General features: G+C 39.9%; 16 protein-coding genes, 2 tRNA genes and 1 pseudogene. 6 read left to right on the forward strand and 13 right to left on the reverse strand.

From position 1 onward, the window contains the following. The 6 genes from FTV18_RS00375 to FTV18_RS00400 all read right to left on the reverse strand — a co-directional run bounded on the left by FTV18_RS00375 (window position 1) and on the right by FTV18_RS00400 (window position 9,689). On the reverse strand, window positions 1-2,838 hold the full coding sequence (locus FTV18_RS00375; protein WP_180016638.1) for a monovalent cation/H+ antiporter subunit A: 2,838 nt from the start codon (window positions 2,836-2,838) through the stop codon (window positions 1-3). 437 nt (window positions 2,839-3,275) lie between these two features. After that, the gene (locus FTV18_RS00380; protein WP_180016609.1) at window positions 3,276-4,670 is read right to left on the reverse strand and encodes an AAA family ATPase; all 1,395 of its coding nucleotides are present in this window, start codon (window positions 4,668-4,670) and stop codon (window positions 3,276-3,278) included. Between the two features lie 39 nt (window positions 4,671-4,709). Next, window positions 4,710-6,212 (reverse strand): AAA family ATPase, encoded by a 1,503-nt coding sequence (locus FTV18_RS00385; RefSeq protein ID WP_034590271.1) that lies wholly within the window; start codon window positions 6,210-6,212, stop codon window positions 4,710-4,712. Window positions 6,213-6,231: 19 nt separating this feature from the next. Continuing rightward, on the reverse strand, window positions 6,232-7,014 hold the full coding sequence (gene hisIE, locus FTV18_RS00390) for a bifunctional phosphoribosyl-AMP cyclohydrolase/phosphoribosyl-ATP diphosphatase HisIE (RefSeq protein ID WP_159122705.1): 783 nt from the start codon (window positions 7,012-7,014) through the stop codon (window positions 6,232-6,234). Between the two features lie 215 nt (window positions 7,015-7,229). Next, window positions 7,230-8,117, reverse strand: a complete 888-nt coding sequence (locus tag FTV18_RS00395) for an SDR family NAD(P)-dependent oxidoreductase (RefSeq protein WP_034169744.1) — start codon at window positions 8,115-8,117, stop codon at window positions 7,230-7,232. A gap of 294 nt (window positions 8,118-8,411) precedes the next feature. Next, on the reverse strand, window positions 8,412-9,689 hold the full coding sequence (locus FTV18_RS00400; protein WP_180016608.1) for a bifunctional O-acetylhomoserine aminocarboxypropyltransferase/cysteine synthase: 1,278 nt from the start codon (window positions 9,687-9,689) through the stop codon (window positions 8,412-8,414). A 319-nt stretch (window positions 9,690-10,008) separates the two neighbouring features. On the opposite strand from FTV18_RS00400, the gene ettA reads away from it, so the two are divergent. After that, window positions 10,009-11,670, forward strand: coding sequence for an energy-dependent translational throttle protein EttA (ettA, locus tag FTV18_RS00405; RefSeq protein WP_005233568.1), 1,662 nt, complete (start codon window positions 10,009-10,011; stop codon window positions 11,668-11,670). 43 nt (window positions 11,671-11,713) lie between these two features. Here the strand turns inward: ettA and FTV18_RS00410 are convergent, their stop codons facing one another. The 7 genes from FTV18_RS00410 to tnpA form a co-directional block, all read right to left on the reverse strand. Beyond that, window positions 11,714-12,124, reverse strand: a complete 411-nt coding sequence (locus FTV18_RS00410; RefSeq protein WP_180016607.1) for an SEL1-like repeat protein — start codon at window positions 12,122-12,124, stop codon at window positions 11,714-11,716. 317 nt (window positions 12,125-12,441) lie between these two features. Continuing rightward, entirely contained in the window at window positions 12,442-12,783 is a 342-nt protein-coding gene (locus FTV18_RS00415; protein ID WP_004787163.1) for a hypothetical protein, read from the reverse strand. A 143-nt stretch (window positions 12,784-12,926) separates the two neighbouring features. Further along, a tRNA-Glu gene (locus FTV18_RS00420) sits at window positions 12,927-13,002 on the reverse strand. A 36-nt stretch (window positions 13,003-13,038) separates the two neighbouring features. Then, window positions 13,039-13,114: transfer RNA gene (locus FTV18_RS00425), tRNA-Ala, on the reverse strand. Window positions 13,115-13,171: 57 nt separating this feature from the next. Further along, window positions 13,172-14,680 (reverse strand): glutamate--tRNA ligase, encoded by a 1,509-nt coding sequence (gene gltX / locus FTV18_RS00430; RefSeq protein WP_180016606.1) that lies wholly within the window; start codon window positions 14,678-14,680, stop codon window positions 13,172-13,174. Window positions 14,681-14,819: 139 nt separating this feature from the next. Then, window positions 14,820-15,125 carry a hypothetical protein gene (locus FTV18_RS00435; RefSeq protein WP_159122701.1) on the reverse strand — a complete coding sequence of 102 codons (306 nt, stop codon included), beginning with the start codon at window positions 15,123-15,125 and terminating at the stop codon, window positions 14,820-14,822. Window positions 15,126-15,598: 473 nt separating this feature from the next. Continuing rightward, window positions 15,599-15,997: an IS200/IS605 family transposase gene (gene tnpA / locus FTV18_RS00440; RefSeq protein ID WP_004970281.1), complete on the reverse strand. Its 399-nt coding sequence runs from the start codon at window positions 15,995-15,997 to the stop codon at window positions 15,599-15,601. Between the two features lie 59 nt (window positions 15,998-16,056). Here tnpA and FTV18_RS00445 point away from each other — a divergent pair. The 5 genes and pseudogenes from FTV18_RS00445 to FTV18_RS00465 form a co-directional block, all read left to right on the forward strand. Next, window positions 16,057-17,079: pseudogene (locus FTV18_RS00445) on the forward strand (RNA-guided endonuclease InsQ/TnpB family protein); the annotation flags it as partial. A 116-nt stretch (window positions 17,080-17,195) separates the two neighbouring features. Continuing rightward, window positions 17,196-18,581, forward strand: coding sequence for a site-specific integrase (locus tag FTV18_RS00450; RefSeq protein WP_180016605.1), 1,386 nt, complete (start codon window positions 17,196-17,198; stop codon window positions 18,579-18,581). Beyond that, window positions 18,574-20,547: a hypothetical protein gene (locus FTV18_RS00455; RefSeq protein ID WP_180016604.1), complete on the forward strand. Its 1,974-nt coding sequence runs from the start codon at window positions 18,574-18,576 to the stop codon at window positions 20,545-20,547. The genes FTV18_RS00450 and FTV18_RS00455 overlap by 8 nt, the downstream gene beginning before the upstream one ends. Next, window positions 20,547-22,523, forward strand: coding sequence for a hypothetical protein (locus tag FTV18_RS00460; protein ID WP_180016603.1), 1,977 nt, complete (start codon window positions 20,547-20,549; stop codon window positions 22,521-22,523). The genes FTV18_RS00455 and FTV18_RS00460 overlap by 1 nt, the downstream gene beginning before the upstream one ends. Beyond that, window positions 22,516-22,950 (forward strand): hypothetical protein, encoded by a 435-nt coding sequence (locus tag FTV18_RS00465; protein WP_180016602.1) that lies wholly within the window; start codon window positions 22,516-22,518, stop codon window positions 22,948-22,950. Before FTV18_RS00460 ends, FTV18_RS00465 begins: the two co-directional genes overlap by 8 nt.

The raw sequence follows: 22,950 nt of genomic DNA on the forward strand, positions 1-22,950 counted from the left end.
TTATCCTCTTGGTACTGGGCCAGTCATACTTGAGTGACGGGAGTCACCCAGAACGGAAATCATCAGCATGGTCGCACCGACTACGGTGACATAGACACCGACATCAAATAGTGCAGCAGAAGCCAGATGCATATCGCCAAGTAATGGCGGATGGACATGAATATGGGCACTGGTCAGGAAAGGACGTGACCAGAACCAGGCTGCGATGCCAGTCAGGCCAGCAATAGTCAGGCCGACGCCAATCCAGATTTCATAGAGACGTCCAGATTTAGCTCCCAGCATTTTTTCTGCATGATCCTGACCAATGGCAACGTATTGAATGATCAAAGCCAATGAGGTGACCAGACCGGCAATAAAACCGCCACCCGGAAGATTATGGCCGCGCATAAAGATATACAGACTAACCACCAGTGCTACCGGCAAAATCCATGATGCAGTAATTCTTAGCATCAAAGGGGAGGGGTTAAAACGGTAAGTCAGGCCTTGGGTAATGGTGGTGCCATGAGCACGCATACCATCCATCAGACTTAGTACCCCAATGGCGGCAATCCCGAGTACGGTAATCTCGCCAAAGGTATCGAAACCACGGAAATCGACCAGAATTACATTGACGACGTTTGTACCGCCACCAAGCGGAATCGATTGTTGGATGAAGAACCAGGAAATTGAATTATGGTCACGTGTCATAACTAGCCAGGCAACTGTTGCAATTCCTAGACCTCCGCAGACTGCAATCACTGCATCTCGCCAGCGTCGGGTCGGGCTGGATTCATAAGGCGTTAATTGTGGCAGGAGTGACAGGCTCATTAGTAGCAGAACCGTCGTTACTACATCGACTGTAATCTGGGTCAAAGCCAGATCGGGTGCTGAAAAACCAATGAAAACCATGGTGACGACCAGACCGACCGCACCGCTGATCAGGATGGCTTTAATCCGTTCATGATGGAACCACAGCATCATCCAGCAGGCTGAGAACAGCAGTAACCATAGAACGATGGCCAGAACTGGTGCATGGGTCAGTTCGCGGCTACCGGTGTCGATCCCATTGACGACGAGTGGATAGCCCACCAGACCAATGGTAAACAGCACCGTCCACAAAATATAACTTTGCAGTTTGCCATTTTCAGTCGCACGGCGGAAACGTCTTGAATTCAGTAACAGATTTTTCAGGAACAGATCAAACAGTACACGACCTTGCAGTTTGCCCAGTTTCGGATCCAGATCAATTTCCCGAATTGCGCCGCCTTTGGCCAGTGCAAAATAGAAAATTGCACCGCCGAATATCGCGATGATACTCATCACCAAAGGCAGATTAATACCGTGCCAAAGGGCGAGGTGAGTGCCTTCAAAGGCGAAATTCTGGGTTGACGCTTGTGTGGTGCTATTTACAATCTTTTCGACCAGTAATCCTGGTAGCAGACCAACTGCAATACACAGAAAAGCCAGTAAGATAGCCGGTGCACGCATACCAAATGGCGGCTCATGCGCAGCTTTATTTGGGACTTGCTGGCCTAACGGACCATCAAAAAACACGCCATGTACCAGGCGAATCGAATAGGCGACAGCGAAAATCCCGGCCAGTGTTCCTGCAATAGCAGCACCGACCATGACTGGGCCACTTAAGTTTGCGACCAGTTCGGTAAAGAACATTTCCTTGGACAAGAAACCATTGGTTAATGGAATACCAGCCATGGAGGCGGCGGTGATCATGGTCAGTGTTGCGGTAAAAGGCAGCATTTGCCAAAGACCAGACAATTTTCGCAGATCACGAGTACCGGATTCATGGTCAATGATCCCGGCAATCATGAATAGGGCAGCTTTAAAGGTTGCATGGTTAATGATATGGAAAATTGCTGCTGCCACGGCCAGTGGTGAGCCAATACCCAGCAAACACATGATCAGGCCCAAGTGGCTAATAGTTGAATAGGCCAACAGACCTTTCAGATCTTCTTTAAAGATGGCAAAGAACGCTGCCACACACAGGGTAAATAACCCGATAAAAGTAACAATATTATGGAACAGTGCCGCGCCTGCAAAAATCGGCAATAAACGTGCGACTAAAAACAGGCCCGCTTTGACCATGGTGGCAGAGTGCAGATAGGCAGACACCGGCGTCGGTGCTGCCATGGCATTTGGTAACCAGAAGTGAAACGGGAACTGCGCACTTTTGGTAAAAGCACCGAGTAAAATTAATAATAATGTCGGTACAAATAGGGCATGTGCCTGAATCTGTTCGCCCATCATCAGGATCTGGTCAATCTGATAGGTACCCGTCATCTGTCCGAGCAGAATAAAACCACCCAGCATAGATAAGCCGCCCATGCCGGTAATGGTTAGAGCCATGCGTGAGCCGCGTTGGGCCGCTTCGTAATTGCTCCAGTAACCAACTAGCAGGAAGGAAGAAATACTGGTGAGTTCCCAGAAAATCAGGAGAATCAGAAGATTATTAGACAATGAAATACCGAGCATCGCTGCCATAAACAGCATCAGCAGGAAATAGAGTTTACTCAGGGAGTTTTTAGGACTGAGATAGTAATAGGCATAGATATAAATCAGGGTACCAATTCCACTAATCAGCAGAGCAAACAGCATGCCCAAAGCATCCAGCCGGAAACTGAAGTCGATTCCAAGCTGGGGTAGCCAGGACCAGGTCTGGGTAATTACCGTTCCATTAAATACAGCAGGCGCCTGACTCAACAGTAATAAGAAACTGCTGAGGCTGACGGCAATTGCTCCTAAAGCCGTTACCCCGCGTGAAAATTGCTTCAGCCACGAGACAAGGGTTGTGCCTAATACTAACGGTAACAATATAATAATTGGCAGCACACTCGTATCCATTGTCGTGATATAGGTTAAGGTCAACCTAGGGTGAATCTTTATCTTTCAAGGATTACAGGACCGCAAAGAGCGACCCAAAACTTCTCGATCTTGAAAGCCAGAATGATATTCAAACAGAATAAAACAGTTGTATTGCGCAACTTATAAACGATAGCAAATTCCGATTTTACAACGAAAATTGCAAGTAAAACCGATCATATTACAGGATAACCACAACATCAATGTTTTTATGTAGAACTTGTAGATTATACGTAAGCTTGGTTTTGATATGGGGTGCATGCTTGAACATCTCGTACAAATTTGACCGAAAATAAAGATCAAACTCCCTGCATTTATTGATAAAAATTTATAACTTCTTGATCAGGAATGCAGAAAATCAAAACCTATTCTTGCATCCTGATTTTAATTTTTAAATTGCATTATCGTTTCAGCACTAGTTAAGAAGATTGAGGCAGGCTTTGTGAATTATCCTGACTCAACAGTTGTAAAAGTTCTTGCTGCTGTTCTGTGCTTAGCTGTTCCTGAATCAGTTGCAAAACAGACTGAGCCGTCAAGTTGACTATTTCTGGTTCCTGAAGTGCATCTTCAACTTTTTCTATATCTGAATGATTTTGGCTCATCTCAAGCGGCAACTCTGCATAAAAATGATCATACTGAACCTGCATTGGATTTAGATGGATGGGATGCACCTGTTTATTTTCCAGTTTTAGACACTGAAAATCCTGAGCCTGCTCCAGCAATTCCGGCCGGTTTCCAGTCACAATAATCTGCAAGTTAGGAAACGCCTGATGCAGACGCGGTAAAATGACGGCGGCCATGTCCTGATCCAGTTGATGATCAATTTCATCAATCAGTAAAATGCCAGTACCTTCCTGACAGGGAAATAAGCTGTGCGGATTAAGCAGACAAAGGCGCCGTACAACATCTCCCACCAGTGCAATCCAGTTCCGGATACTGCTCGACAACTGCTGAAAGCTAAAGGTGTGATCCTGATAACGCACCATCAATTGCAGCTTGGGCTGGTAGTCCAGATAAATCTGGCTAAGTTCTGGTAGTACAATGGATAAAGCTTCACGCAAGGCAGTCAGGCTCGGTGTATGCATATGTGCTTTAGCTTTTTCAATTTGCTGGACCAGCTGATCTGCCTGTATATCATCCGATTGCTGTAGCGCCTGATCTAGAATCTGGTCAATGATCTTGGCACTTTGTGCATTTTCGATATCACTGATTTCACGAAACCATTCAAAGAAACGTGCAAAAGTCGTAAAAGGGATAGCAGTAATTTCATAGGCATGCGCAGTCTGAAAAATGGCCTGATTATTTTTGCTGAGTAAATTGATTTCATTGACGAAGCGTTCAGCCGGATAATAGGCGACCATAGGCAGGCCGAGCAAAGGGTCATGTTGTCTTGCCTTCTGATAAAGATTCACCATGGTATCGAGTTGCTGGGTTTCCGCTTTGGCAAAGCCAATTCCCTGACTATTTAAGGTTTTGTATAACTGCCAGGAACAGGATTGGGCAGGGGCTGCTTCTCCCTGTGCTGATTCAGGTAATGGTCCCAAATCATCAGGAAAACGCACCTGGATATCAATTTTGGATTGCAGACGATTTTGCAGGATATCCTGATCCAGCATACTTAAACCTGCGGTACGCAAGTCGCGAAAACGTGCAGAAAACCAGGTCAAAGCCTGATAACTCAAGCGCAGCAAGGTGGTTTTACCCGAACCCTGATCACCCAGAATTAAAGTCACAGGTGATTTTTGCAGATCAAAATCGAGCTGAATATTAGAAAAGTGCAGAGCATGTTTGAGTTGTATTTTTTCGATGTGCATGGATCACCTGTAGCGTGATTTTTACATCTATGTTTTACCTTAGCCAACGGCTTGGCGCAGTGACTGTGGCATCCTGATTTTCAGTTGTTGAATGAGGTCATAAATGTGATGAATATTTAAGCTTACTTTAGCACGAGTACAGGCCACGTAAAGCAGACGTAACTCTTCGTCACTAATTTTATGGTCTTTCTCATTCAGCTTGAACTGGTAGTCATCTTCAATATGCACACGATCCCATTCCAGACCTTTGGCCTTATGCGCGGTAGAGATGATGTAGTCCGCTTGTCCGATTGGGGTGATTTTGGCGAGGGCAGTTTTCAGGGGATCAGTGCCATGTTCATCGACCAGTTTGACTAAAGGCTTGATATCACTGCCTTCATTGGTCTCACAGTATTCGTGTACATCATGCCATGAGTTAAACCAAGCCAGTTCAGGCACATCAACTACACGCTTGCCCTGTTTCAGCATCGCAGCGGCATCAACAAAACGGTTCAGTTTGACATGATCCGCTTGCAGGCTGACTTTATCGCCACGTACTAAACCGGCAAGTAATAGTTCCATAGCACGCGCATTGGTCCGGCATAGAATCGCATCGCGTAATTTAGTGTGCGGTTTATTGACGACTTTGGAGTTTAAGTGCGGATTACCGAGTAGGGGCACGGTTTCATTCAATGCTCCCAAAATCGCATTGGCATTCAGCGCAATTTCAGGCCCGAAACGGAATGAAGTGGTCAGACGAGATTCGGGTAGCGGCAGCTGCTGCATGGCATTCACTGCGCCACGCCAGGCATAAATCTGCTGATGCGCATCGCCGACATAGATGACCTGAGTGCTACGCTGTTTCAGCAAAATTCCCAGCATCAGTGGGTCGGCATCCTGTGCTTCATCAAACAGCACATAGTCGGCAGGAATATTGGGCTCAGACAATGCCCAAAGTTTCAGGTAAATATCATGCCCAATCCCGGCCTGATGATTGGGATCAATTGACTCTAACCAACGCCGTTCAACTGCTGGATAAAGTTTCTTTTGCAATGCTTCAATATCATCTGGGTGTAGCCAGCTCGGTGCCTGAATATGTCGCGGGGCGGGATATTGCGAACTGGTTGAGCAGAAATAGCCAACTGCATTCGCGACCAGACTGGCCAGACGCGAAGGCATCAGTACATATTTTTCATAACGTCCGCCCATCATCCGGCGCAAGGTCATCGGTTCAAGGCGATATTCTTTGGCAATAAAGCTTGGACTTAAACGCGGTAGGCGTAGTTTATCCGTGACTCCACGTGGAACACTGCGAAAAGCCAGGGAGTGGAAAGTACGGCAGTCGACACCACGATGAAACTTGTTTTGTGCTTCTGAGGCAATGGATTTATTAAACGCCAGATACATGCCGCGCCGTTCCGGCATGGCATCACTGATCATTTGCAGGGTCGTAGTTTTACCTGTGCCCGCATAGGCAATGACTTTAAAAGATTTTCCCAGACGTGCGTTATCAATGGCAGTGGCCTGCTCATAGGTCGCTTTGGGTTTTTGCAGATCAGACACAGGTAGATTCATTCACGACTTAATGTTGACGATTGGCTTTTTCAACCAGACCGGATAGACCCTGACGGCGTGCCAGTTCATTCAGGACCAGTTGTGGATCAAGGTCAAAATAACCAAGCATGACAATGGTATGGAACCACAGATCAGCTACTTCATAGATCAGGTCATTCTTGTTGTCTTCAGAGGCTTCAGTTTTGAAATCTTTAGCCGCGATCACGGTTTCAAAGCTTTCTTCACCGACTTTTTCCAGAATCTTGTTTAAACCTTTATGGTACAGCTTGGCCACATAAGAGGATTCCGGATCAGCTTTCTTACGCTCTGCCATCATCTCGCCCAAGTATGATAATACTTCAACCTGTTCAGACTGAGCAGTTGAGGCATTCATAGCAAGGGTATGTGGATTTGTTGATTTTTCACCATAGATTGCTGCTGGATCTTTAATTTGTGCATCCACAATTTCCCAGCCATTCGGTGTCAGTTTACGATAGAAACATGATTCACGGCCGGTATGGCAGGCAATACCACCATGCTGTTCAATCTGTAAAATAATCACGTCCGCATCACAGTCCAGACGGATTTCATGCACAGTCTGGAAATGACCAGATTCTTCACCCTTATGCCATAACTTGTTACGTGAACGGGAGAAATATACCGCCTGATTTTTTTCAGCAGTTAAAGCCAGCGCTTCACGATTCATCCAGGCGACCATCAATACACGACCAGTTTGATGGTGCTGGGCAATGGCAGGGATCAGACCTTGTTCGTTAAATTTTACTTCATCGAGCCATTGCACGTTGTTCATAAGGGTTTCCATTAATTGAATCAGAATATAAAAAGATGGATAGGAAATATCCGTCCATAGTGTACGTGATCTCGTCGCATTTGCGGCAAAAATCTGTACCTGAAAAGACAGGATGTGTCGTTAGGCACATTCAGATTATAAACCTGAGCGGTTGAATCTCTAAAGTGCAGAAATAAAATAGCCGCCCTTAGGCGGCCGAAATATTCTTGAAGAAATTACCAATGCTCGCCCGGGAAGATCCGCGCATAGGCCTTTTGCACCCAGTTCAGTTTTTGCGGCTGACCCACTGATGCTGAAGAGCTTGGGAACAGGTTATAACCGATCGACATCAGGACATTGTTGATGTCTGGTGCAATCGCATAGGTAATCGAAGCCAGACGTCCCAAATTGGTTGCGACTTTCTTCGGACGTTTCACAATCGCATAAGCAACCAGTTCAGCTGCCTGTTCCGGAGACAGGGTAGGCACATATTTATAGATCTTGGTCGGTGCGATCATTGGTGTACGAACCAAAGGCATATAAATTGAAGTGATTGCAACTTTATGTGAATGGACTTCTGCAGACAGACAGCGGCTGAAAGCATCCAGTGCCGCTTTAGATGCGACATAAGCCGAGAAGCGGGTGGCGTTCGCCAATACACCAATCGAGCTGATATTAATGATATGACCTGCACGGCGAATCATCATTTGCGGCAGGATATTCATCACCAGGCGCACTGCACCAAAATAATTTAGCTGCATGGTACGTTCAAAATCATGAAAACGATCCACTGATTCATGCACTGCACGGCGAATCGAGCGGCCCGCATTGTTAATCAGGATATCGATATGGTCGACTGAAGCAATAATCTGTTTGGACACTTCATCAATGGATTCCATATTGTTGAGATCACATGGAAATACCGAAGCTTTACCGCCTTTGGATTCAATTTCTTTTTTTACTTGTTCTAGGGTGTCTTTGGTACGCGCGACCAGTAAAACATGTGCGCCAGCATCTGCCAGCTGATGTGCCGTCGTTAAACCTATACCACTGGATGCGCCTGTAATGAGAACAGTTTTACCTGCAATACGTTTTTCCAATTGTTTCTGTAGTCTAGTTTTCACGTTTGTTATCCCTAATTTGAAGACTGCGTTCAAATTATTTTTATTAAAAAATCAAAGATGGCTCTAAAGAGATAAGAGCGAAGATGAGTACTAATATAATAACTAATTATTTAAGAAAATCTATACATTAAACTATTGAAAATAAAATAAAAATTAGAGTAATTGCTCTAATTGTGTTCGCCGTTTCAATTGATTTTTATCATGAAAATAAATCACAAAGCAAGTGATTGTATTCAAAAAATAAATAAAAAAACTCCAGCATTTTTGCTGGAGTTTTCTGCTTTAAAATGGCGCTTAAACTGCTGCAAGAGATTGTTCCAGATCCGCAATCAGGTCATCAATGTGTTCAATTCCAATCGATAAGCGAACCATATCTTCACTCACACCTGCTGATTTGAGCTCTTCAGGATTGAGCTGGCGGTGGGTGGTGGTTGCAGGATGACAGGCGAGACTCTTAGCATCCCCAATATTGACCAGACGGGTGAACAGTTGCAGGGCATCGATAAAACGGGCACCGCCTTCACGGCCACCTTCTACACCAAAAGTCAGAATGGCAGACGGTTTACCTTTCACATATTTTTGTGCCAAAGCATGCTGCGGGTGATCTTTCAGACCGGCATAATTGACCCATTTTACTTTTGGATGTTGTTGCAAATATTCTGCAACCTTCAGCGCATTTTCGGTATGACGTTCCATACGCAGGCTCAAAGTTTCCAAGCCTTGCAGAATTAAAAATACATTTTGCGGGCTGATCGCTGCCCCGGTATTACGCAGAGGTACGACACGAGCACGCGCGATATACGCCGCTTCACCTAAAGCTTCAACATAATTAACACCGTGATAACTCGGATCAGGTGTATTCAGAGCAGGGAAACGCTCGGCATGTTGACCCCATGGGAATTTACCGCTATCCACGATAATGCCGCCAATCGAATTCCCATGACCACCAATATATTTGGTCAGTGAATGCACCACGATGTCGGCACCGAAATCAAAAGATTTCTGTAGGACTGGTGTCGCTACAGTATTGTCGACGATGACTGGTACGCCATATTCATGGGCAATTTTGGAAATCGCTTCGAGGTCAATAATATTACCCAGCGGGTTACCAATTGATTCCACAAAAACCAGTTTGGTCTTGTCATCAATTAGGCCACGTAATGCTTCCGGATCTTGATAATCAAAGAAGCGAACTTCGATCCCTTGTTTAGGCAGGGTATGTGCAAACAGGTTATAGGTGCCGCCATATAAAGTAGACACCGAAGCAATATTGTCACCTGCTTCAGCAATGGTCTGAATCGCATAGGTAATCGCAGCCATACCCGAAGCCAATGCCAGTGCACCAATCCCGCCTTCCAGAGCTGCAATACGTTGTTCTAGCACCGCTGTGGTAGGGTTCATAATGCGGGTATAAATATTGCCCTGAACTTTCAGGTCAAACAGATCGGCACCGTGCTGAGTATTGTCAAAGGCATATGAGGTGGTTTGATAAATCGGCACTGCCACAGCTTTAGTAGTAGGTTCCGGGCTATAGCCTGCGTGAATCGCTAAAGTTTCTGCTTTATGAGTCATGATCGTTGGTCTTCTTGTGTTTTTAGCTGTAATGAAACTGCTCAAATATTAGCACTTGAAATATGAAGAAAAGTGCATATTTATTCAAATGAATATCTTAATTAACGATATAGCATCAATAAAATAATGCAAGTTTAGGTGTTAGAAATGCTGTTTGAAAAATAAACAGGATTAAACTTGTAACAAGGCATTAACTTCACGTGAATGGCTTATGTTTTGAAGACTTTCTGCGTATAATAGCCGATTATTTTTTCGCTCATGATTGAGCAGGGGGAGTTTGTTTCTTCCCCCATTTGGTTTTTCAATTGAGGAGTCCTACGTGGCCCAATATATTTATACGATGAACCGAGTGTCCAAGATGGTTCCGCCAAAGCGCGAAATCCTCAAGGATATCTCCTTATCATTTTTCCCAGGCGCAAAAATTGGTGTGCTTGGTCTGAACGGTGCAGGTAAATCTACTTTGCTTCGTATTATGGCGGGCGTAGATAAAGATTTCTCTGGTGAAGCACGTGCGCAACCGGGTATCAAAATTGGTTACCTCGAGCAAGAACCACCACTTGATCCAACCAAAGACGTTCGTGGCAACGTTGAAGACGGCGTACGTGAAGCACTTGATGCACTTGAACGCCTTGATCAGGTATTTGCAGACTATGCAGATCCGGATGCAGACTTCGATGCTTTGGCGAAAGAACAGGAAAAACTGGAAGCAATTATCCAGACTTGGGATGCGCATAACCTGAATAACCAGCTGGAACAGGCTGCAGCAGCATTAAATCTGCCTGCATGGGATGCAGATGTAACCATGCTTTCAGGTGGTGAACGCCGTCGTGTTGCATTGTGCCGTTTGCTGCTGTCTAAACCAGACATGTTGCTTCTTGACGAACCAACCAACCACTTGGATGCAGAATCTGTATCTTGGCTGGAACGCTTCCTGAAAGACTTCCCAGGCACTATCGTGGCGATTACGCACGACCGTTACTTCCTGGATAACGTGGCCGAGTGGATTCTGGAGCTTGACCGTGGACATGGTATTCCTTACCAAGGTAACTATTCTTCTTGGCTGGAACAGAAAAATGCGCGTTTAGAACAAGAGAACAAGCAGGAAGAATCTTTTGCTAAAGCATTGAAAAAAGAACTTGAATGGGTTCGTTCAAATGCGAAAGGCCAGCAGAAGAAAAACAAAGCACGTATGGAACGTTTCGAGGAGCTTAACTCTCGTGAATTCCAGCAACGTAATGAAACTTCTGAAATCTATATTCCACCTGGTCCACGTCTGGGCAACAAGGTGGTTGAAGTTGAAGGGATCAGTAAATCATTTGGTGACAAACTGCTGTATAAAGACTTGTCTTTCACAGTACCACCAACAGCGATTGTCGGTATCGTAGGTCCAAACGGTGCAGGTAAAACTACACTGTTCCGTATGATGACGGGCGAACAGCAACCCGATACTGGTACAGTGACTTTAGGTGATTCTGTAAAAGTTGCTTATGTGGGTCAGATCCGTGACACCCTGGATGACAATAAAACCGTTTGGGAAGAAGTGTCTGGCGGTCTGGATATCCTGAAAGTGGGCGATTACGAAATTGCATCTCGTGCTTATATTGGACGCTTTAACTTTAAAGGCCAAGATCAGCAAAAACGCGTAGGTGAATTGTCAGGTGGTGAGCGTAACCGTTTACAACTTGCGAAAATCCTGCAACAAGGTGCGAACGTTATCCTGCTCGATGAACCATCAAACGACTTGGACGTAGAAACTTTACGTGCGTTAGAAGATGCGATTTTGGTCTTCCCGGGCTGTGTGATGGTGGTATCGCATGACCGCTGGTTCCTGGACCGTATTGCGACTCACATCTTGTCATTTGAAGATGAGACTCCAGAATTCTTCACCGGTAACTATACCGAGTTTGAAGAATATCGCCGTAAGAAATATGGCGATGATCTGGCAGCGAAGCGTCAGAAATACCGCAAAATTGGTGCTTAATCAAAGCGCATAAAAAAACCGGCCTTTGGGCTGGTTTTTTTCTTTAATATTGGACACTCATTTGGCTATAAGTATTCGATAACAGACGCGCAGCTTTTAAATGACCTTGCTGTTTAGCCTTATTCAGCCATTCTTCAGCATGAAAATAATTCTGGTCTAAGCCTAGACTACCTTTAAGAAAGTGTTTACCCAGTCTATATTGCGCTTCGACGTGTCCACGCGTGGCTGCACTTAAGTAATTCCAGAAAGCATTGCGTTGATAATTTTCTTGCTGCTCTAGCTGCGTAATTTGAAAATGTTCGGCTTGGTGTTGCTTTAAAACATGGCAAAGCTTTTCAAGCTGTACAGCTTCCAGATAATAGGTATCTGCTTCAGAAATAGCATTTTCCATTTCTGAACCTGTAGGCTGATCATGAGAAAACAGAAAATGTATGACTTTTTTAAGTTTAAGCATTTTTATTCCTCACCTTTGCCATTATTAACAATTATTTAAACTATCCACTAAAGACTACAATATAAAGCGGTTTTATTTCGGTAATGAATTGCATGCTTTTAGTCTCATGTTGATATTTTTGTGTATTTAATGAGCAAAAACAAGCAGTAGAAATAAAAAAACTTCATTTTAAAAGTGAAGTAAATTAGAAAAAATATGAATTTATTGCTCTAGTCGACACTTTAATATTGGATGGTAGAAAATTTAGTTCTACTAATAAAAAAATCTTGCATAAGCATGCAAGATTTTTAGCTTTGAAAATGAGTGAACTATAGAAATCAGATTTCCCACTCATGATTGCATTCACGGCATTTCCATTTCTTTTGGCTTTGCATGAAAGCCTGCATAGAAATTTTAAAATCAGGCAAATCTTTATAGAACATGAAGCCTGCGATCAGACAGATAATAAACACGATCACAGTGGCGGTCTGTAAAGTCGTACCTGCACCATCTCCAAAAATCCACATCGCGATGCTAATGATGACCAGCAGCAATAATACAAACAGGGCAGGCACCAGCATGATCAGGCTTTTAGGCACGACAGGACGCGCCGCTGGTTGACCTGGCTGAGCAACGGGCATGATTTTTGGGCTTTGACATTTAGGGCAACGATATTGCATTACAACTCCAAAATTCTAAATTACTGATTATTTTATCGGAAGATACGCAAAAACCGAAATACCGCCAATATAAAACAGACAGACAATAAAAAACCCAAGTCACAATGCTTGGGTTTTTTATTAAGATGTTGCCATCTTGAATATGGCGTCCCTACGGGGATTCGAACCCCGGTTACCGCCGTGAAAGGGCGATGTCCTAGGCCTCTAGACGATAGGGACAAATGAGGCAAATACACAGGTAAAGCAAGACTTATTTGGTGGAGTCAAGGAGGATCGAACTCCTGACCTCTACAATGCCATTGTAGCGCTCTACCAACTGAGCTATGACCCCAGTCTGTGTGAGCGCTATATTATGGATATAACGCTTAGACGTCAACTAAAAAATAAATTAAGCTTGATCAACTGCTTCATTTTTCGGCAGTTTCAGACTCTCATTTAGTTTTTCCCAAGCTTTTACTTCTTTCTTGCTAGGAGCACCGACCACTTCCAGCGCGTGGCGCAGACGGGCAAAAGTTAGATCCGGACCAATGGTAACCATGGTCTGCATGACTGGGGTAGAAGCGGTTGAACCGGCAATCGCAATAAAGAACGCTGGCATAAAGTCACGTAATTTAATGCCCATCTGATTCGCCAGATCCATCAACGTTTGGCTAACAGTGTCATTGTTCCAGGTGAACAGGCTTTCTAGACGCCAGATCGCAAATTGCAGGCTTTGACGCACTTGTTCTTCAGAAAGTTTTTTGCTTTCGAACTGTTCTTTAGTCAAAGTCGGGAAATGGTTGAAATAATGCGCTGACCAGTTCACTGCTTCAGACAGCAGATTGATCCGTGGTTGAATTGCAGCAGCGATTTCTTCCAGTTTGGCACGGTCTGCTTTCCAGGCCAGTAAGGTATCTAACAGTTCAGCAGGAGAGAGGGCTTTAATCCATTGACCATTCAACCAGTTTAGTTTTTCAACATCAAAGATTGGACCACCTAGAGAGACACGGTTAATATCAAAGTGTTCAATCATTTCAGCCAAAGTGAATTTTTCACGCTCATCTGGCATTGACCAGCCCATACGGCCCAGATAGTTCAACAATGCTTCTGGCAATACACCGATGTCTTTATAGTAATTGATTGAAGTTGGGTTCTTACGTTTAGACAGTTTTGATTTGTCCGGGTTACGCAGTAGAGGCATGTGGCACAGGACTGGCATGTCCCAACCAAAGTATTTATACAGCAACTGATGTTTTGGTGCAGATGGAATCCATTCTTCACCACGAATCACATGGGTAATTTGCATCAGGTGATCATCAACCACGTTTGCCAGATGGTAAGTTGGCAGACCATCCGTTTTTAGCAGAATTTGCATGTCGACTTGCGCCCATGGAATTTCTACTTCACCGCGCAGCATGTCATTAAAGGTACATACCCCTTCAGTCGGCACTTTCATGCGGATCACGTGCGGTTCACCAGATGCCAGACGACGTGCCACTTCTTCTTTAGACAGTTTTAGACCGCGGCCATCGTAGCGTGGAGTTTCGCCACGAGCCTGCTGTTCAGCACGCATTTCATCCAGTTCTTGCGCTGTTGCGAAGCAGTAGAAGGCATGACCTTTATCTACCAGTTCTTCTGCGTATTTTTTATAGATGCTCATGCGTTCTGACTGACGGTACGGTGCATGTGGACCACTGACATCTGGACCTTCTGACCAGTTCAGGCCTAACCAGCGTAGGGAGTCCAGAATCATTTTTTCAGATTCAGGAGTAGAACGCAGCTGATCCGTATCTTCAATACGAAGAATGAATTCGCCACCGTGCTGTTTGGCAAAACACAGGTTGAACAGGGCAATATAGGCAGTTCCCACATGCGGGAAACCGGTAGGAGAAGGTGCAATACGAGTACGAACAGTCATAACCGGATCTAATCTTAAATATAAAATTGCAGCTATTATAACGAAAAAGCCACATCACTTAATGCTTTATTCAACATTGAATGATGCGGCTTTTCAGGATGAGCAAAATATAACGAATGTGGAGAACTAAAACTAAGTCTTATGAATTGCTCGGAGAAAAGATACTTTGCACAAAGCGGGTAAAGCGCAAGTTTTGAGCTGCAAAAAAGCTTTGAGTCGGATTTGATTTGAACGCAGTCAGCGCTTTAAGTTCATCCTCAGTATGAAAAGCATTTTTATCAGCTTTATGTTGCTGAATTGCTTTTTCAATTGGTGAGGTTTTCACTTCAATTGCACTTACAGAGGCTTTAGGTAGCTCTGTTTTCACAACTACGGCATGGCCAAGTTGAATCGAGAACAGCGTGATAAGACTTAGGATGCTGGCTGTAAATATTTTAAATTTCATATCCAAACTTCCTCCTTGGCTTTGGTTAATCTTGTTTTGTTAAAAATGTTGTTATAATACTGGCTACAATCTAATCACATTCAGATATGAAAAAGTAGAACCAAGTCACATTTTTTACAAAAAACTAATATTTCTCTGTGGAAAATTACTAAATCTCAGGATTTCCACATTTAAGTTGCCTATTTGTAACAGATAACTGTGTAGAGATCGTGAAGAACTGTCTTATATTGTAGCAGGATATTAAATTTTTAGGGGAAAATGTATCCGAAATGAATTGTGAGCATATATATCAAAAATAGAATATGATTGGATAAAATATTATAAACACATGATTGTTAAGTAATTTTTTTGTTTATATAGTGCTGAGTAAATTAGCAATGAGTGCCCATCATGAAAAAGATAATAACTTCTACTATCTCCAAGTGAAAGAGGACTCCACCCGTCAGTCAGGGTGGAGGTGAATTTCACAAATTTCAACCTTGTTGATTCTGAATATATTGTTTGATTATTTCCAAAGGCGCACCACCACAAGACCCTGCAAAATATGATCTTGACCATAAAACAGGTTTTGTATAATTCCCTCTCAAGTCTAAAAACTCATTTCGCATTCTTCTACTTGTTACAGACTTTAAATTATTAACCAATTTGCTTAACTGTACCGTTGGTGGATACTGAATAAGCATGTGAACATGGTCGGATTCACCATTACATTCCTTTAATTCAGCATCAAAATCTTTACATATTTCAGTTGCACACTCATTGAAATATTTATGATGCAACTCACCTAGTATTTTTTTTCGATATTTCGTTATAAAAACTAAATGAACATGAAGATTAAAGGCTGAATGTCGGTTTTTATATATCTCACTCATTGAAAAAATATACCTAAAATGTTAGAATCAGCACCATATTACCAGATACACACTCATTAATGAAAATCAATAAAGCGTATAAATTTAGGCTTGAGCCTAATGTCGAGCAAGAGGTTATTTTAAATAATCTCGTTGGCTCTGCACGCTTTGTTTGGAATCAAATATTAGCAATTTCATTTGAAATGTTTGCTCAAAATAAACACATTAATGCGGTGAATCTAGTAAAAAAGATAACAGCACTGAAAAAGAATCCTCAGTTTAGCTTTTTAGATGGAAATTCAAATGCTGTGTCACTTCAACAAAAAGTTCGTGATCTTGCATCAGCATGGGGGAAGTTTTTCAACCCTAAAGAACATGCTCGACTAAAAGAAAAAAAGCGCAAACCTAAGAAACCTAAATTTTTTAAATTGGCTGATGGTACTGAGGTTCAGTTGCGCCCACTTATGCCTAGATTTAAGAAAAAATCAGACGGTTATGATTCCATTCGCCTTGTACAATTCGATAAATACTGTTGGGTTAAAGGAAATAAACTCAAACTCCCTAATGGCGTAGGTGTTATTAAATTCAGGAAGTCGCAAGAGATTCTAGGCACAATAAAAAATGTGACGATCAGTAAGGTGTCAGGACGTTGGTACGTTTCATTCTGTACTGAAACAGAACTTACTGAAATGCCGATCCACCCATCAAAATCAGCGATTGGTGTTGATCTTGGTGTTAAGAAATTAATCACTACCTCAAATGGTCAGGTCTTTGACCCGATCAATAGCTTTAAAACCAATCAGATTAAATTAGCTAGACTTCAACGGAAGCAGAGAAAGAAAGTTAAATTTAGTCAAAATTGGAAAAAACTGAATTTTAAAATCAATAAACTACATCATCACATTGCCAATATTCGTCATGACTACTTGCAAAAAATCACTACAACGCTCAGCAAAAACCACGCAATGATTGCTGTTGAGGATTTAAAAGTAGCAAATATGTCGAAGTCAGCAAGTGGCACAATCGAAAATCAAGGAAAGAATGTAAAAGCTAAGTCAGGCTTAAACAAATCAATCCTAGATCAAGGTTGGGGCATGCTCGTCACACAACACCAAAAATAAATAATTACACACAACACCAAAATAATATAAATAAAATATAGAATATTTAAAGTCGAAATGTATAATAGACTCATGGAATTAAATGAGTCGGAAATACAGTGGAATCTAATATTCACACTTCAATAGCAAAAGTTGAGATTATTAAAGGCTTCCGTCCTCAACGATTTGATCCTGAAAAAAAATCCTTCTATGTTGTAGATGATTTTTATGCTGCAAGATTTCCAGCGATAGTTAAAAACAATGGAGAAATATGGCAGATAGCTTCAATATATCTTCAACATCTATTTATTACTGAAAATAAAGACTCAGACACTCTCGTTACTATTGGATTCCATCTTTTAGACTATTTACGTTTTTTGGATAAAAATTTTTTAACTTTTGGTGAATTTCCTTTAGAAGAAGAAAAACGTCCTACGGCTTTGTACTTTAAATATTTAAACGATCAAATAAGTTGTGGTGCATTCTCAAGCTCTTATGCTAGTGAAAGAATGAGAGCAGTTATTAATCTTTATAATTTTTGTATTGAATTCAAATTATTTGGCAGCCATTTAAAAGATCGTGCTTATAAGACATTAACTAGACGTATCTTGATTAGAGGGGAATTTGGTGATGCTAAATATAAAGACGTTGAAACCACAAATTATGCTATTCCAAGAAATAATAGAACTGTAAGTTCAGATGAAATTATTGATGGTGGTCGTCTTCATCCTTTAACGGTTTCTGAGCAAAAGATACTAAATAAGTATTTGAAGGATGCCCCTGTTGAATTGAGCTTAATGTGTTCGTTAGCTCTACATACTGGAGCTAGATTGCAAACAGTTTGCACGTTCAAGAAAAAACACATCTTAGATCTTAAAACAAAAGGAAAGATCAACTCAGGCGACAATACTTACTCTATTCAGGTAGGTGGAACAATTGATACTAAAAATAAGGTTTCTTATAAATTAAGAATACCTGTACAGATTGTTAAAAACTTATGGAATTACGTTAATTCAGAAGAATGGAAAGAAAGGGCTGAGTTAAGTTTCTATGGTATTTCTGATGAAAACTATGTCTTTTTAACTAGATATGGGAATCCTTTTTATACTTCTAGAGCAGAAATAGTTCAAAGGCAAAAGAATTATAAAGATTCTTCAAAAGATGAATTTTCACCCCAAAAAGGCGGTGCTGTACGTGAATTATTAAGAAAGCTCCAAATTGAAATGAAGATCAATAATGAGGACATTCGGCCTTTCTCATTTCATGATTTTAGAGCGACCTTTGGGTTGAATCTAGTTCGTAAATTACTGAAAGCCAATTGCGAACCTGACCAAGCAATGCTTTATCTTAAACAACGAATGGCGCATAAAAATATCTCTACCACTCATGGATATATGCTTTATGCGGGTTATGAAGAGCTAAGTCTAACTACCAATCAGAAATTTGAAAATATGCTTTATGAAGATATAGACCTCGATAATGATGGGGGGATTGAAATTGAATAATATTGTTTCGCTCCATGAAGAACGAGAGTTGGTATATATGAATACAGATGAGTTCCTAAAGAATGAAACTGTATCGTTCCAAAATATTATCTTGACGCTCACCATTAACAACGAGCTTCTAAAATTCGACTGTGCCAAAATATGCTACAAAGAATGGGTTAGTAAAGGAACAGCAGTAGCCAATCACATCAGACATATCGTATTGCCTGTAAAAGGAACATTAAGGGATAGCACATCCCTCGATCTAATCAAACGCTATATTAAAAAAAATATTGTGAATGGAGTTTCCCAATCAACAGTCAAAAATTCTTTATTCCAACTAGCCGGATTATTCAAGGAATTAGATAAACTGAATGTTGAGAAAGATTGGAGTGATAAAAACTCACAACTTAACCTATACAAGAAATACTCAGAGAAACTATATCTTAATTTTCAACTAGCATTAAAGGATGATAAAAAAACAAATATTTTTTATAGCTATCAGGCACTTCTTTCAAATTTGATAGGTTTTAATCTTGATATTGACGGCCTTAATATCAAAACAATCGCTTGGCAAGTTCCTCAAGAAAAATATACTCATAGGCAACCTATAAGCGAAGATAAACTTAAAGCATACTCCAATATTAATCTCTTAATTTTCAGACAAATTAAGACGTTCTTAATGGAAAATAAACCAATTCCTTTAATTATTGAAAGCAAAAAATTAGGAGTTCACTGTGTAGAGTCGAATACCAGTAGAAATAGCGATTACTATGATATGTTTATTGGCAAAAATGGTGAATTTCTAGATTTAGAACAAGCTAAAAGTATTTATTTAAAGTTTAAAAAAAATATTCCTGAGGAGAAATTTAATACGATCTATGAGAGATATAAAAGTATTTACGGAGATAGAAATAAGCCTTTTACTACCTTCAAAATAAGATTGATTAATAAGGCGATAAATGCTTTTGCAGCTTGTATATTCTGTGATAGCTCAGTGAATCCGTCTTTAATTTCTCAACTTAAAACGGATAGCTTTGATAGTCCAATTTCGACTAATAAAACAATACGCACCTATCTTATTAAGCCTAGAGCGAAAAAAAATAAAGTCCCTGTAACCTTTACAGTTACCTTTAAGTCTATTCTTAAAGAATTTTTTGAATTCAGAGAATGGGTTTTAAATAATGTACCTCTTCACCCATCATTTGAAACATCTTCATTATTATTTTCAATTATTGAACTTGAAAAAAAGTCAGAAGATCAAATCACCAGACTTATTTATTCTTATAAAGTTAGTCATTACTCAGGCTTTTATAAAATTTGGTTTAAAGAAAAATTCCCAGATGTGAATTATTTAACCCCCTCTATAATAAGGGCATCTGTAACTAATTTTTTTAACGAAATATCTAATAGTTCTGAGGTAACTGCTGAAAAGGCAGGGAATATTCCATCAACAACACGCCAAGCTTATACAGAATCTACTCCTGAACAGTTTTATAGCCAAATGAATGAATACTTCGATGCGGTTTCTAAAGCTTCTTATCAAAGAACTAGAGTTAGTGATAAACCTGTTCCAGTAAAGATCACTGTTAATGAAATTGAGGGTAATCAGACTACTCCTATAGGGCAATGTAGTAGTGTTCAAAATCCACAATTAGGTATTGGATTTCAAAATATAAGTGAGCCAACTTGTAGCAATCCTACGTCATGCCTTTTCTGTGAAAAATATGTAGTCCATGTAGATTATATAGATATTAAAAAGTTACTTTCTCTTAAAGAAATGACTTTCTTATCTATCAATAGAAATAAAGAAGATGAAATTCTGTATATCAGATACAGAATTGATGAAATCTTAAAACAGGCGGCAACAGCCTATCCTGAAACAGTCGAGATAATTAAGGATGTGGAGAAAGATATTGAAGATGGGAACTATGCTGAATACTGGCAACAACAAATAGACTTGATAACTGAGTTGATGGATTACTAATGATTGAGCAAAAATTTCAAAATCAACTTCTAACAGTGATAAATAACTGTAATTTTGATTCATTACCTGAACCCAACTTTATCATTTCATTTGATAAAGAAGGTAATCCTCTATCTAGATATAAAGATAATGAATGGGATTTAATGTGTTATGCATATAAAAAACAATCATCTTCAAGGGTTATATTTCAGTTAGACAACAACTCAGAAAATGCAAAAATTTTAATTGAACAGATTAAACTAATACTTTACTCAGGTATGGTTGAATTTCAAAATAATGGTTCTTCACGATTAATAAATATAATTGTTTATCAAGGACAAAGACTAAAAAAAATAGCTAATATTTGTCTTAAATATGGGTGTAATTTCAGCAATATTAGATTGTGCAAAGAAGCTATGGAAACTATTGTAAAACACATTTGTAGCTTAAAGAAAATTTCTGCCTCAACATATATCAAAGATTTATATAAAATAAATAATACACAAATTAAATATCAAATTGAAAAATTTGGTATTAGTGAGAAAGAGATAAAAAAAATAGAGAAAATGGTTAATAAATTAGAATCAGAATCTAAGCAAACCACTCTAATACCAACAAATATATATGCTGACATTGTTGTTCAGTGTATAGATTATATAAATGAATACCACTCTAAAATAGAACAGATTAAAAATTTTTCTTTTGATTATTTTTCAAAAAAACATACTATAAAAGAGTATCAAAAGATAGTATCTGAAAATAACTTGGAAAAGATATTTGAAAAAATAAAAATAAAAAATCCGACCTATCTTTACATCCTATATTCAAGTTTTCAAGCTATAGCAGCAATGATGGTTCTATGTTTTAGTGGTATGCGAATCAGTGAATTACAAAACCTTCCAATTAATGCTTATACATCTAAAATTTACAACAAGCAGAAAGTTTATGTTTTAAATGGATTTACGAGTAAAGATAAAGTTACAGGTCTTAAATGTACTACATGGATTACAAGTAATATAATTGAAAAGGCTATTGAATGCTTACGTGTACTCTGTGAGATTCATAGATTCTATTACGATTATAAAAAACGTCTGGGTGGTAAAAGTGTAAAACAGAAAGAAAAATATAAAGACTTAAATATATTAGAGCTTGAGGATTACCCATTATTTCCCTCATTTACATTTGTAGGTAAGGAACAGCCAAAATATGGGATACCAGTAGCCGAAATCTCTCAGGGAATTAATAAATGGGTTGATCGAATTTTAAAGCCAAAACTGTTTACCCAAGAGGATTTGAATGAATTATATGATTTTAATCCTTTGGAAGATTGGGATAGCTATGAAGAGCTAGTAATTGGAAAACCATGGCGATTTAAAACACACCAATTCAGAAGGTCGCTCACTGTTTATTCTATTAGAAGCGGATTGGTAAAATTACCGACTTTGAAGAAGCAACTTCAACACATTAGCTTTGACATGACGTTACATTATGGAAATAATGCTGTTGATAGCAAAAATTTTATCTTCGAACCTGAGTTAGTTACTGAGTTTAATAATGAAAAAATTGAACATACTACTAACTTGTTTTTAAATATTTTAGAACAGGATGATGTGTTATTTGGGGCTAGAGGTACAAGCTTAGAAACACAAAAAAATAATCTAAGACAACTATATCTTCCCGACAGAAAGAAAACTGAAAAGCTAATTAAAACAGGTCAAATATATTACAAAGAAACTCCACTTGGTGGTTGTAGTCTTGAAACTAATTGTAATCGTTTAGGATTTGCTTATACGACAGCTTGTGTAACGTGTGAAAATGCTATATTTGATCAGTCTTCAGTTAAGAAACTTGAGATTGTAAAAAATAATCTTAAAAAACAATTATCTAAATATGAATTAGGAAACTATTTTCATGATCAATTAAAAATAGAGATTGAGTCTATAGATAAAGTTCTAGCAAAACGAATCACATTAATTGAGACCGTTAAAAATGTCTAAAGCAGTAGAAAGGCTCGAAACAGCATTACAAAGGCTTATAGATGGTAAGCCTTTGAAGGTAGAACATCCATATAAAATTAATAATGATACTGTTGCTTTGGAAGCTGGACTTAAACGGGGTTCTGTCAACAAACAACGCTCTGAATTAGCTGATCTCCTTATAAAGATTAAAGAAGCAGAGGATATTCGTACTGGAAAATCTACAGAGAAAGGAATCACTGCAAAAAAGAAAGAACAGAAAAAAAGTCAAGCAGATAAAATTAACGAACTAAATCAGGAATTAAATGAACTTAAGCAAAAATATATGATTACTTTAAGTGAAAATAATTCGCTTATATATCACAATCATTTATTGCATAAAAGGTTAAAAGAAGCTAAACAAGCTTTAGATACTTATGTAGTTAAATTCAATAAATCAGAGAAATAA

It is taken from the genome of Acinetobacter sp. YH12241 (assembly GCF_013417535.1).
GTDB lineage: Bacteria > Pseudomonadota > Gammaproteobacteria > Pseudomonadales > Moraxellaceae > Acinetobacter.

Coding starts and splice junctions, on each gene's coding strand:
- FTV18_RS00375 (WP_180016638.1), bottom strand. CDS start 2,838: ATGGATACGAGTGTGCTGCCAATTATTATATTGTTACCGTTAGTATTA.
- FTV18_RS00380 (WP_180016609.1), bottom strand. CDS start 4,670: ATGCACATCGAAAAAATACAACTCAAACATGCTCTGCACTTTTCTAAT.
- hisIE (WP_159122705.1), bottom strand. CDS start 7,014: ATGAACAACGTGCAATGGCTCGATGAAGTAAAATTTAACGAACAAGGT.
- FTV18_RS00400 (WP_180016608.1), bottom strand. CDS start 9,689: ATGACTCATAAAGCAGAAACTTTAGCGATTCACGCAGGCTATAGCCCG.
- FTV18_RS00410 (WP_180016607.1), bottom strand. CDS start 12,124: ATGCTTAAACTTAAAAAAGTCATACATTTTCTGTTTTCTCATGATCAG.
- FTV18_RS00415 (WP_004787163.1), bottom strand. CDS start 12,783: ATGCAATATCGTTGCCCTAAATGTCAAAGCCCAAAAATCATGCCCGTT.
- gltX (WP_180016606.1), bottom strand. CDS start 14,680: ATGACTGTTCGTACTCGTATTGCACCTTCTCCTACCGGTTTCCCGCAT.
- FTV18_RS00435 (WP_159122701.1), bottom strand. CDS start 15,125: ATGAAATTTAAAATATTTACAGCCAGCATCCTAAGTCTTATCACGCTG.
- tnpA (WP_004970281.1), bottom strand. CDS start 15,997: ATGAGTGAGATATATAAAAACCGACATTCAGCCTTTAATCTTCATGTT.
- FTV18_RS00460 (WP_180016603.1), top strand. CDS start 20,547: ATGATTGAGCAAAAATTTCAAAATCAACTTCTAACAGTGATAAATAAC.
- FTV18_RS00465 (WP_180016602.1), top strand. CDS start 22,516: ATGTCTAAAGCAGTAGAAAGGCTCGAAACAGCATTACAAAGGCTTATA.